At 32.2% G+C, this 12,533-nt stretch carries 7 protein-coding genes and 1 riboswitch; of the genes, 1 reads left to right on the top strand and 6 read right to left on the bottom strand.

Annotation, left to right across the window (positions count from 1 at the left end):
- Positions 1 to 32: 32 nt before the first annotated feature.
- Complete coding sequence (locus L1S47_RS14490) at positions 33 to 1,307, top strand: aminotransferase class V-fold PLP-dependent enzyme (protein WP_238884249.1); 1,275 nt, start codon at positions 33 to 35, stop codon at positions 1,305 to 1,307.
- Positions 1,308 to 1,446: 139 nt separating this feature from the next.
- Here L1S47_RS14490 and guaA read toward each other — a convergent pair whose 3' ends face one another.
- The 6 genes from guaA to L1S47_RS14460 all read right to left on the bottom strand — a co-directional run bounded on the left by guaA (position 1,447) and on the right by L1S47_RS14460 (position 12,522).
- Positions 1,447 to 2,979 carry a glutamine-hydrolyzing GMP synthase gene (gene guaA, locus L1S47_RS14485; protein WP_238884247.1) on the bottom strand — a complete coding sequence of 511 codons (1,533 nt, stop codon included), beginning with the start codon at positions 2,977 to 2,979 and terminating at the stop codon, positions 1,447 to 1,449.
- 16 nt (positions 2,980 to 2,995) lie between these two features.
- Entirely contained in the window at positions 2,996 to 4,453 is a 1,458-nt protein-coding gene (gene guaB / locus L1S47_RS14480) for an IMP dehydrogenase (RefSeq protein WP_202768794.1), read from the bottom strand.
- A 153-nt stretch (positions 4,454 to 4,606) separates the two neighbouring features.
- Positions 4,607 to 4,704, bottom strand: a riboswitch (purine riboswitch).
- Between the two features lie 121 nt (positions 4,705 to 4,825).
- Positions 4,826 to 8,794, bottom strand: coding sequence for a DUF5057 domain-containing protein (locus tag L1S47_RS14475; protein WP_238884245.1), 3,969 nt, complete (start codon positions 8,792 to 8,794; stop codon positions 4,826 to 4,828).
- Between the two features lie 64 nt (positions 8,795 to 8,858).
- Positions 8,859 to 9,377: a prepilin-type N-terminal cleavage/methylation domain-containing protein gene (locus L1S47_RS14470; protein WP_238884244.1), complete on the bottom strand. Its 519-nt coding sequence runs from the start codon at positions 9,375 to 9,377 to the stop codon at positions 8,859 to 8,861.
- Positions 9,378 to 9,391: 14 nt separating this feature from the next.
- Positions 9,392 to 11,665, bottom strand: coding sequence for a hypothetical protein (locus L1S47_RS14465; RefSeq protein ID WP_238884243.1), 2,274 nt, complete (start codon positions 11,663 to 11,665; stop codon positions 9,392 to 9,394).
- An 11-nt stretch (positions 11,666 to 11,676) separates the two neighbouring features.
- Entirely contained in the window at positions 11,677 to 12,522 is an 846-nt protein-coding gene (locus L1S47_RS14460) for a prepilin-type N-terminal cleavage/methylation domain-containing protein (protein WP_238884242.1), read from the bottom strand.
- Between the last annotated feature and the right edge of the window lie 11 nt (positions 12,523 to 12,533).

Raw genomic sequence — 12,533 nt, 5'->3', positions numbered from 1 at the left:
TAAAACAGTATGTATCAAAGGAGTGTACTTTTATGATATCCAATCTACGGAACTATTTTTTTGGAACCGACACTCTGATAAACACCGACTGTGGTCTTACAAACAGGGTGTATTTAAATAATGCCGCGACTCCTTTAGTGGCTAAGCCAGTCATTCAAGAGTTATACAATACCCTTCCTATTTATTCATATGGCAATGAACCTAATGCTTTATCATCTAAGCTTACATCAAAATATAACGAAGTCAGAGATATAGTAATGAACTTTATTGGTGCAGATTCCTCTCTAGATACTGTTATCTACACCTCTAACACAACCTCAGCCCTTAACATTCTCAGCCAGGTTTATTATGAGCACGATCCAGATCAGGTCATCTTAGCGACGAAGATGGAGCATATGGCCAACTATCTGCCCTTCCGAGAAAAGATGAAGACTCTACTTGTGGGTCTTACGCCGGAGGGTAACGTTGATATGAACGACTATGCTGCCAAGCTGGAACAATACAGTGGGCAGATTAAGTTGGTAACTGTAATTGGGGCATCTAACATAACGGGTATAATCCCCCCCTTTTATGATATGGCTACAATGGCTCATAGTCACGGTGCTAAAATACTTGTTGACGCAGTACAGCTTGTACAGCACAAAGCCTTTACCATGAAGCCTCACGATGATGCTTCCCACATTGATTTTGTGTCCTTTGATGGCCATAAGTTTTACACAGGGCAATCCGGTGGCGTTCTGGTTGGAGACAAAGTTTTTTTAGATCAATATAACCCGCTGATGTACGGAGCCGGTATTACTGAGTTTGTAAGTAGTTCAAAAATCATATATAAGGATTCTCCAGAAAGGTATGAGGCAGGATACCCCGACTTCCTTGGCGTCATCTCTTTTGGAGCGGCAATCCGTTTTCTACAGAATATTGGTATGAAGAATGTTGAAGAATGGGAACGAGGACTATACCAATACCTTATTAGAAGCTTAAGTCAAATCCCCAATCTGATTCTGTATGGAGACGTATATAACAATATACGAACCCCATTTGCATCATTTAATCTTAGGAACATGTCATACCATACCCTTGCACACTTGCTTGGATATGGATATGGCATTGATATAGCGTCAGGGACAAATGGGTCTAATATATATGTACAAAATCTGCTTGGTCTTACGGATGAACAGGCATTATCTTTATATCGAAGCGGTGAAGAGTATGGTATTGTGAGAGCTTCAATCGGACTGTTTAACAACTATGACGATATCGACCGTCTGGCTGATGCATTGTTCTGCATATCATCACAGCAGCTCTGATTTCAATATTTAATATATGCAACTCATAAAATTAATAATCTGAGTAAAGTAGTATCTACTTTCAAAAACTCAAATTTGATTCTTAACATAAAAAAACAGCAAACTCTTATTTTATAAGAGTTTGCTGACTTTCTTCAATTTATTCCCATTCAATAGTTGCTGGTGGTTTTGAAGTAACGTCATAAACAATTCTGTTTACTCCTTTAACTTCATTAACTATTCTTCTTGATACCTTGTCTAATACTTCATATGGTATATGTGCCCAATTTGAAGTCATTCCATCAGAAGAGGTTACTGCTCTTAATGCTATTGTATGACAGTATGTTCTTTCATCTCCCATTACTCCAACAGACTGGATATTAGGTAGGCAAGCAAAGTATTGCCATATTTCACTTTCAAGGCCAGCTAATGCTACTTCTTCTCTAAATATAGCATCTGCCTCTCTTGTTATCTCAAGTTTTTCCTCAGTTACTTCTCCAAGTACTCTTATTGCAAGTCCTGGTCCTGGGAATGGCTGTCTCCAAACTAAATGATGTGGTATTCCTAGTTCTTCTCCTACAGCTCTAACTTCATCTTTAAATAGTTCTCTTAATGGTTCAATTAAACTAAATTCAATATCTTCAGGAAGTCCACCTACATTGTGGTGACTTTTAATTACAGCTGATGTTCCAGTTCCGCTCTCTACAACGTCTGGATAGATAGTACCTTGTACTAGGTATTCTATTTCGCCTAGTTTATTAGCTTCTTCTTCAAAAACTCTTATGAATTCTTCTCCTATTATCTTTCTCTTTGTTTCAGGATCAGATACTCCTTTTAGTTTTCCTAAGAATCTATCTTGAGCATTTACTCTTATAAGATTCATATCGAAACCATCTCTAAATATTTGTTCAACTTGATCTCCTTCATCTTTTCTTAAAAGACCATGATCTACAAATACACAGGTTAATTGCTTTCCAACAGCTTTATGTACTAAAACTGCTGCAACTGAAGAATCTACTCCACCTGAAAGAGCACATAATAATTTCTTATCGCCAACTTTTTCTCTGATTTCTTTGATTTTCTCTTCTGCAAAAGATGCCATTGACCATGATTTTGATAAATTACATACTTCATATAAGAAGTTTTCCAATAATTTTTTACCAAAAGGTGTATGTTCAACTTCTGGATGGAATTGCACTCCATATAAAGCCTTTTCTTCGTTTTCCATAGCTGCTATTGGGCATACTTCTGTATGGGCAGTTACTCTAAATCCTGCTGGAGCTTTTGCTACATAATCTGTATGGCTCATCCAACATGTTTCTTTATCATCTATACCTTTAAATAGTTTTGAAGTTGTATCTAGATTAATTAATGTTTTTCCATATTCTCTAACAGGAGCTGTTGCTACTTCCCCTCCTAATATATGAGCCATTAATTGATCTCCATAGCATATTCCAAGTACTGGAACACCTAATGAGAATATTGCTTCATCAACTTTAGGAGTATCATCTCCGTAAACTGAATTAGGTCCACCTGTAAAGATAATTCCTTTTGGATCTCTTTCTTTTATAGTTTCTACTGATATTGTATAAGGAATAATTTCACAGTATACACCACATTCCCTAACTCTTCTTGCTATTAACTGATTATATTGACCACCAAAATCAACTATTAAAACTAAATCTCTGTTCATCATTTCCTCCTAAAGTTTACTGATTCACACTATAATTTGGGGCTTCTTTTGTTATATTAACATCATGAGGATGACTTTCTCTTAATCCTGCTGATGTTTGAACTACAAACGTTGCATTTTCATATAAATCCTTAAAGGTCTTAGCACCTAAATACCCCATTCCAGATCTTATTCCACCAATTAATTGATAAATAGTTTCTGAAACATATCCCTTATAAGCTACTCTTCCTTCAACACCTTCTGGTACTAACTTCTTATTTCCTTCTTGGAAATATCTATCCTTTGAACCCTTTTGCATTGCTGCAAGTGATCCCATACCTCTATATACTTTATAATTTCTTCCTTGATATATTTCCATTTCACCCGGAGCTTCTTCACAACCTGCAAATAAAGATCCCATCATTGCAACAGATGCTCCTGCAGCTAATGCTTTCACTATATCTCCAGAGTATTTAAGACCTCCATCAGCAATTATTGGAACCCCATATTTATGTCCTTCTTCTGCACAATCCATAACCGCAGTAAATTGTGGTACTCCTACTCCAGCTACAACTCTTGTAGTACAGATTGATCCAGGTCCAATACCTACTTTAACGCAATCTGCTCCAGCTTCTATTAAATCTCTAGTTGCTTCAGGTGTAGCTACGTTTCCTGCTATTACTTGAAGATCTGGATATATTTTTTTAATTTGCTTTACTGCTTCTAATACTCCTTTGGAATGTCCGTGAGCTGTATCTATTGTAATAACATCTACGCTAGCCTTAACTAATGCTTCAACTCTTTCTAACATATCACCTGTTACACCTACAGCTGCTCCACATAATAGTCTTCCCTTTGAATCTTTTGCTGCATTTGGGAACTCTTTAGCTTTCTCTATGTCTTTTATTGTAATTAATCCTTTTAAGTATCCTGCTTCATCTATTAAAGGAAGCTTTTCAATTTTATGTTTTTTAAGAATCTCTTTGGCTTCTTCTAATGTAGTTCCTTCTGAAGCAGTTACTAAATTTTCTCTAGTCATAACTTCATCTATTTTTCTATCAAAGTCAGTTTCAAAAACTACATCCCTATTTGTTATGATTCCTATTAGCTTACCATCTTCTGATACTATAGGAACACCAGATATTCTATATTGAGCCATTAAATCTAATGCTGCTTGAACAGAATGATTTGCCGACAAGTATATTGGATCTGTAATTACTCCATTTTCTTGTCTCTTTACTCTATCTACCTCTTTAGCTTGTTCCTCTATTGACATATTCTTGTGTATTATCCCTATACCGCCTTCTCTAGCCATAGCAATTGCCATTTTTGATTCAGTAACAGTATCCATTCCAGCACTCATTAATGGTAAGTTAAGTTTGATTTTTTTTGTTAAATTAGTAGATAGACTTACGTCCTTAGGTAAAACCTCTGATTTATTTGGTACCAAAAGCATATCGTCAAAAGTATAAGCTGTTTTTAATATTCTTGCCATAACAAACCTCCTAAAATTATAATTTTCCCTTGCAACAATGATTTAATTCCTGCAACTTTCCTCTTAAAATTACTGTTTTTCCTTCATTTTTAGGTATAAAAAAAACACATTAACTCAGATGAAGTTAATATGTTAATAGATTTCCAAATAGCATCTACATATTAATTCACCCATAGTCGGAAATTTACGGTTTCCGGTAGAAACTCCTGGCCATATCCCAAGTATATACGAGCTAACTGTTTTCAAGTTATAAACATTATAGAATATACTTTTATGCTTGTCAACAACGAATGAATTGTTTCATTTTTAAAGACTTATTGCAAGTTTTTGTTCTTCAAATAGAAATAGGGCCGACTAAATCGGCCCTATTTTTTAAAATAAATCTGGCAAATCCCCACAATTTATATTTACCGGTACATTCCCAACTCCCGTAGTAGAGACAATATTTGTATAGGTATCATCACTTCCAAACTTAACACTATATACTATAATATAATGTTTATAACCAACATCAGTTAAATTTATTTTATAGGATGATCCTTTATTTAGGTTATCTAACTTAGTTATCTTACCGCTTATTGTAACCTCTTCTAGGGTACCTTGATCTGTAACTTTATAAATTTTGAAATCACTTTCATTTGTTGCATCAATTGACATTAATTTTGAGTCCAGCTTTAATACTAGACTAGGATTATTCTCATAAGTTTTTATATCTATTCCAAAGTTAGCATAAGTTTCTTTAGTTAAACTTGGAGAACTTGTTCCGATTGTTCCATTATTATATAATCCATGTGCTAAAGTGGAATTTATCTTTGTATAATTAAAGTTTAAAACTCTAGCATTATTATCATAATTAATGTCTGCTACTTTGCTTGTTGAATCTAAAGTAAATCCCTCTACTTCATCTATAGAAATTTTATAGCTGCCTGTCTTTATACTATTAAATGAATACCTTCCAGCACCATTAGTAAGTCTTGTACTTGAGATAATATTATCCGAACTATCTTTTAAGGTTACAACAATAGGTTTCCCTACAGAAGTAACATTAGTTACAGGGTCTATAACACTTACTGCTCCAGATACTGTGCCTAGCTTTACATCAAAGGTTAATGGACATGGAACTGTAACATTAATGGTATTTCCCTCAACTGTTAAATCATAACTAAGCTCACCATCGACATTTAGAGTGCCATCAGACAAGAAATCCACACTCAAGTTTTCACTCTGCGTTCCTCCTTGAGGTTCAGGACTACAACTGATATCATTAAAAGTAAAATCGCTTTGGTCTAGCTTGACATTTGAGGTATCATAATTAGAAAACTTTAGTTTTATGTTTGATATCTCTCCGTCAGAATCACCTTTTACACCTACAAGATTTATCTTTACATTTCCACTATCACCTTTTAAATATCCATCCTCTTTTTCATAAGTTAGCTTTACAGTAGGTGCTTTTGTAACTTTAAATTGAACATTTTGTACTGAGTTATCATATCCTAGTTGATAACTTTTAGTGGCTTCCCCTACTACAACATATCCACTTGGAGGAGTCAATGTAAATGAATACCCACCAGATGTCAATTTCTTACTATCATCTCCATAGGTCATTATACTTCCATTATAATTAATAGGACTAGATATTATATTTCCTGGAGATGTTACTGCTATACTTCCCCCATTAATCATTTGATTATTCTGATTAACAACTGAAACATTTATATGACCTGTTCTTGCTGCTATTGGAATTGAATAATCTCCTGTTTTATTACTCCCATTATAATTGTAACTTAAATTACATGGAATATTTGCATTTCCTTCAGCATTTAAAGTAACATTAATAGGTCCATTTTGTGACTGGGTGTTTGGCTGAGGGCTAAACATCACATCATCATAAGAAATTCTAGTCTTATCCAAAGTATATTTACTGTCATTTGCTTGTACTTGAACTTTAATATCAGTTATTTGAGAATTTATCCCTCCTGCATTTGCATTTGCAATTAAATTCACAGGAACTTTATCTCCTACTAATCCCCTAATTACTTCTGGAGTATTAGTTAATGAAATTGTGGCATCATTCACCAAATTAACTGTCCTTGTTTCTTCGTAATAAGCACCCAACGGATCAACTGTTCTTATAACGATTGTCATTTTTCCACCCATCTGTGTAAAATCATATTCATCTTTAGGTAGAGAAACAGGAAGCGGTGTTCCTTGAGCTTTATTGGGATATGAAATAGGCGAACCTACTGCATTTCCACTTGCATTTTTTACTGTTATAGTTGTTGTAAGTTTATCGTTATCCATATCTGATGGAGTTACACTAAAATTAATATCGTCTTGATTTTTAGAAAAAGCTTGATCATTATCTAAGTTTGTTACCTCAAGTGTAGGTGCATGATTTGCTCCTCTGGATGCCTTAACCATTGTATTTACAAAGAGTTCCTTTTCTAACGTTGTGAACCCTCCACTATGCCCTGTACCTGAGTATGTCAAATTACCTTTTGAATAGGTGTAATAATAATTTCTTGCATCATATTGATTATATCCATTACCATTAGGCTTTAACGTATACCATGGCACCACATCTTTATCTTCGAGATTTAATTGATACCACTGATAATGAGTATCTGCAACTGAAATATCTGATAATACAAATGGATATTGAGTGATTAACCCATCATTCATTTTATATACTTGGTTAGATGCTCCACTATATGAGCCTGCATTAGCATTGCTATCAAACATTCTTAGAATACCGTCTGTATACCCATAGGTAATTTTGTTTGAATTACTTGAAGTATCATGTGGTATTGTTCTGTTTTCATACGCTCCTGTAGCTACATTATATTGGGGATAAACATCTAATTCACTTGGATTATTTAAGGTATCTTTATATCTGGCTTGTCCTAAAACATCCCTAAACGCTTGAGTTGTATTTTTAGAGCTTTTATCAGATGAATCTATTAAGCTGTAGGGTAAACTTCTGTAAGTTAAGGTATCGTGAGTAAACATAACACTCTGTCCAGTACTTATAAAACTCTTAAGTTCACTTATGGCATTTAAAGATAAATCAGCATATCCATAACTATCAGCAAAGCCAAGAATAATCATATCATATGTTCCATTTAACTTTAATGAACTTCCTGCTCTTGAATTAAAGTCAGTTGAAGACATTGATGTAATTGTTAATGAGTAATCTTGAACTTGTGTTAATAAACTTTTGATTTGATTATCACTTTCTAAGGATAATATATTTTTATTACTCCCATCTACCTGACTTATTGGATAGACTTGCAAAACTCTAACATTAACCTTACTACCATCATAAGTATTATAATTTGCACTTCCCAATTGATATACTTTAACATGATTTTGAGTTTCTATTTCAATTTTCCAAGTTAAAAGCCCAACAAAACTATTTTGCAATGTATATCCTATATTGCCCGATATTTGCCCATTTTCAGGAGTTACTGGCATTTGTTTAACTAACTCTTTATCCTTAAACAACCCATCTCCATTTAAATCTAAATATAAGTTTACATTTAAAGGGTTATTATCTTCAGAAATAATATTATAGTTAAAGTTCATATTTCTATTATTGTCTGCTGGACTATTATTTACTGTTAATATAGGTCTATATTTAGGCTTAGAACTAGTGTTAGTATATTTACTAACAATATTACTAACTGTTATAGTGCTATTGCTTGTCTTTATCAAATTACTTCTTGAAATACTGTTAAAATTACTATACAGTTTGGTTCTACTATTTGAAAAAACTTCATTAGCTATATATACTAGTTGATTGGAATTAATTAATTCTAATATTTCACTAGCTCTTTTATTTGTAATATCATTTTCACTATAGTATTCTACGTAAGTTTGTCCATTTTTTTTCAAAATACTATCATTTGCAACTCCATAATTATTTCCAGATAAATTCCTAACTTCTTTCCCAAAAGGAATGTATCCTGGCTTAGAAGTAAACGGTGCTGTATATGAAAAGTTATCTCCTGTCGCCCCTGAATAGCTTCCGACAACAACTACATCATACTTACCATTTATTTGATCAACTTTAGATATATACTCTGCCATTGTCATATGCATAACTATTATTTTCTTGCCACCTACTTGATTTTTAAATCTTTCTTCTCCACTAGTTGCACCTTTTGAATTTTCTGTTAAACGAAATTTATCACCTGGTTCTATTTCTAATATAGAAATTGTATCCCTATTAACAACAGCTCTAGTTGCCTTGGGTTTAATAATAAAACCAGTAGCTAAAATAGCAACTATAAATATCAATGATATAATTATAGATACCTTTTTAATACTCTTTTTGCTCATTAGTTTCACCCCCTTAAAATTTACATATTAACTCCAAGCTTTTTTCAAGCTCTATTCTCTCTACCTACATAGTAGTTGCACCCTTGTTTCTAAATATTATATTAGTTGATGCCTTATATGTATAGTTCTCATTTGCAAAATCTTTAGATAAGTTTATTGTAATTTTCACACCCTTTGTTTGTGAGAAACTTCTTCCGTCCAAAGTTTCTACATTTAAAGATTCAACATCCGTTCCTATTACCTCTCCATTTTTAGTTAGATTGCTTCCACTTAATAAATAAGTGACACTTTCAACCGTAAGAAATCCTATCTCCACTCTTGATATATCACAGCTATTTCTCGTTAGAACATCTACACTATCCGAATTTATTATAGCTCTAATGGATTCTGCCTCCATTAAATCCTTGGTTATCTTTTCAGTTATATCTTGTGCTTCTTCTTGTAAATCCGAATTTACTCCTGTTGCATTAATAGTTCTGGTATTTGATAGGAAAAAGGAAAAAACAACCCCTAAAACTACTGCTGATAAAGCTAAAACTAAAAGCAATTCTATAATTGTAAATCCCTTTTTTCTTTTTTTCAAAAACCTCACCTCTATTATCTTATTATTCTCCACTCATTTGTCTTTATCAAGTCATTTGTATTAATTTCATTACTATTATTAAGTTCAATACTTCCTATTTGGGTTTTTCCTGAATCTGAAGTATTAAAAATACTCTCTAGATTGTATTTATTTACGAGTTCTTTAACTAAATTTCCATCATAATTAATTGAAATATTATTTACCTCATCCGCTCCTGCTAAGGTTGATATGTCTCTTGTAGTAATAATTGTACCTGTAAAATTAAGGTCCTTATTATCAAATACAATATCGGAATCTGTGATGATTATGCCCTTTTTTCCACTTATGTTAATTACATTACTATATCCGGTCCTAGGTGCACTACTATCACTTAACAATATAGGATTCGCTTTATTATGATAAACACCTACTATTGTATCTCCATCTTGCCTAAATATATCTCCTGAAATATTAATAAGATTAGTAACATCCTTTTCAACTGTACTAGCATTATATTTTTGTAATAAGGCTGTAGATGCATCAGCCGAATTTGTATTAAAATTTCCCATCTCATACACTTGGTTTGCAAATTCTTTTCTTTTATTCATTAAGGTATTATTCTTAGTCACATCAGCATCTTCCGGTTCTATTGCATTATCCCCATTTATATAGGCCCCACTAATTAGAAAATTATCTGTCGGATTTCCCTTTAATTCAATTACTCCGTTATGAGGAAGCCCATTCCGACTTGTTGAATCAAGGAAATATCGTGTTTTACGCTCCATAGAAGTCATCCTACTTCCATTAACTGAATCAACTAACTGCAGTGGATTAAAATAATCAAATAAATACTTATTTCCATCATTAATAGGAGATGTGTATGCAGAATAGTTACCTTTTATAGCTATAGATTCCCCTGTTTGATATTTTTCACCAGCTCCATTTGTTGCATTTATATATGCTGATCCTAAGATAAAAACATCTTTATCTATTGTGATTCCTGATTGCCCATCATTCATATAATTATTTATAATAATACAGCTAGAATTTTTAGCCTTACTTAAATCTCCAGTATTATCTGTTATATCATTTATTGCGTATAAATTATTTAAATGAACTTGAGTCCTAAATGCATTATATGTAAAGTCATTGTTTACAAGCATATCTGTTTTTACATTCAATGTATTATTTGAAATATCAGAATCTCCTAGTTTTATCTTTCCTAAGTTAACATTTCTAGCATATAAATTTCCGCCAGTAACATTTACTGTACTATTTTGTTTTATGTTAAGAGTGTTTGATGTTACTACATTTCCATTTAGATTAACATTTATTTCATTTCTATTTAATTCTGTTCCTGATGCACTTCGTTCACTTTTATCAAAATTTAAGTTTATTCCTCCATCATATTTACCATAAACAAGGTCAGATGGATTATCTGAAGCATCTCCTTTTACAAAAATATCTCCATTAATTCTTAAATTACTTAGTACATACATACTGCCATCTGCTGCAATAGTCTTTTGAAGTAAGGGATTATTAGTAAAATTTCTATTTTCTAAATCTGGAACAGTTATAGTGTAATTAGCTTGAATTTTTCTTTTTATTGTTCTCCCATTACCTTCTGGGCTATTAAAGGTAGATACTAAAGTAATTTGAAGACCTCTATCTCCGAATGTATTATAGTCTTCTAGTTCTATATTGGCGTCATTACTTAAAGTTACATTACTAAACGAAATATTATTTTCATTATCTAATCCAAGATATTGATAGGTATAATTTTCTCCATCATTAGAGATACATTGTCTTAAGTTTTCAGTAATTATATTTTTGAATACTGATTTGAATATGTTTTTTTCTTTTGCCTCAATACTATCTAAATCCAGTGTACCATCATTACTTATATAATAGAAAGTATTTGCAGCATTATTGGTTCCTGCTTCATCCTTTAAAAATACTTTGTAATCAAAACCATTAGTATTCTTTCTTTCATTTACAATAGTATTTATTGCCTGAGAATATGAAGAAGCTCCTTGCCTTTTAACTAGATCTATCTGTTCATTAATTTTGGTTGCCTCGTTAACTGCTTCATAATTTGATTTCTTTACTGCAGTTTGAACTGCCACCTCTATAATTTTTTTTGCTTCATCTAAACCAGATTCTGATGAATATAAACTTTCTAAATTTTTTGTTTGTACATTTCTTAATCTATAACTAGAGAGAGTTAGTGAAATTATTGCAGTACCAACAGTAAATAAAATAGCGAAAATAGCAACTACTGTTATAAGCGTTGAACCCTTCTTTTTCATATACTCCCTCCTTACTCTCCAAGATTTCTATATCCTTCTACGTGCGTAATTCTCTTATCTTGTCCACTTTGATTATTGTGCACATATGTAGTTAAATCTAATTTTACTGAATTATTTATTGCATCATAGCTTGCATTATCTTCATAATTAAAAAATTGATTTACTCTACCTAGACTGTTTACAATTGTATAATTAGCCGTTATATCTTTCTTTTTATTAATGTAAATATTTAAATTTTCACTGCTATGATTTTCTACAACTATTCTTAGATTATCATTTATATTAGTAAAGCTTTTCCCAAATGTTATTGCTATATCTGGATTTTGTTTACTTAAATCATAAGCTACTCCATTGATTATCATTTCTAAATTGGTTTCATTTTCATCATTAACTACGACTTTAAGTTCATCACTAATACTCACTTCAGGATGGTTATTATACGCTATTAATGTTGAATCATTAACCTGGATATTATTATTAAATACAATATCATTTACTACATTGTGAGTCCTTTCACTAAGGGTTAAATCTATTAAATATTTGTAGTTTGTTTGTGTCGCTGGACTACCATCTTCATCATAATAAAGTTTAAGTTCGTTTGTTCCAATCTCTCTAGAGGGGAAATTTGCTCGTATATTATTATATAAATCCTCTATATTTGGCTCATCTATAATTTTAATTTGTTCCAATACTTTTTGTGCTACATTTGTTCCCTGCTGCTTCTCTTTTCCCATTCTGTTAATACTTACAGAGGTTAAGACCATTGAACTTAAAGGCACTATTAATATACCTAAAATAGCTATGCTTATTAATACTTCTATTAGCGTCATTCCTTTTTTTACTTTCTTAATCTTCATAAGGCATTCAC

The organism is Clostridium sp. YIM B02551, from assembly GCF_022324735.1.
Classification (GTDB): domain Bacteria; phylum Bacillota; class Clostridia; order Clostridiales; family Clostridiaceae; genus Clostridium_T; species Clostridium_T paridis.
This window is presented reverse-complemented; position numbering and strand designations above follow the sequence as displayed.

Coding starts and splice junctions, on each gene's coding strand:
- L1S47_RS14490 (WP_238884249.1), top strand. CDS start 33: ATGATATCCAATCTACGGAACTATTTTTTTGGAACCGACACTCTGATA.
- guaA (WP_238884247.1), bottom strand. CDS start 2,979: ATGAACAGAGATTTAGTTTTAATAGTTGATTTTGGTGGTCAATATAAT.
- guaB (WP_202768794.1), bottom strand. CDS start 4,453: ATGGCAAGAATATTAAAAACAGCTTATACTTTTGACGATATGCTTTTG.
- L1S47_RS14475 (WP_238884245.1), bottom strand. CDS start 8,794: ATGAGCAAAAAGAGTATTAAAAAGGTATCTATAATTATATCATTGATA.
- L1S47_RS14465 (WP_238884243.1), bottom strand. CDS start 11,665: ATGAAAAAGAAGGGTTCAACGCTTATAACAGTAGTTGCTATTTTCGCT.
- L1S47_RS14460 (WP_238884242.1), bottom strand. CDS start 12,522: ATGAAGATTAAGAAAGTAAAAAAAGGAATGACGCTAATAGAAGTATTA.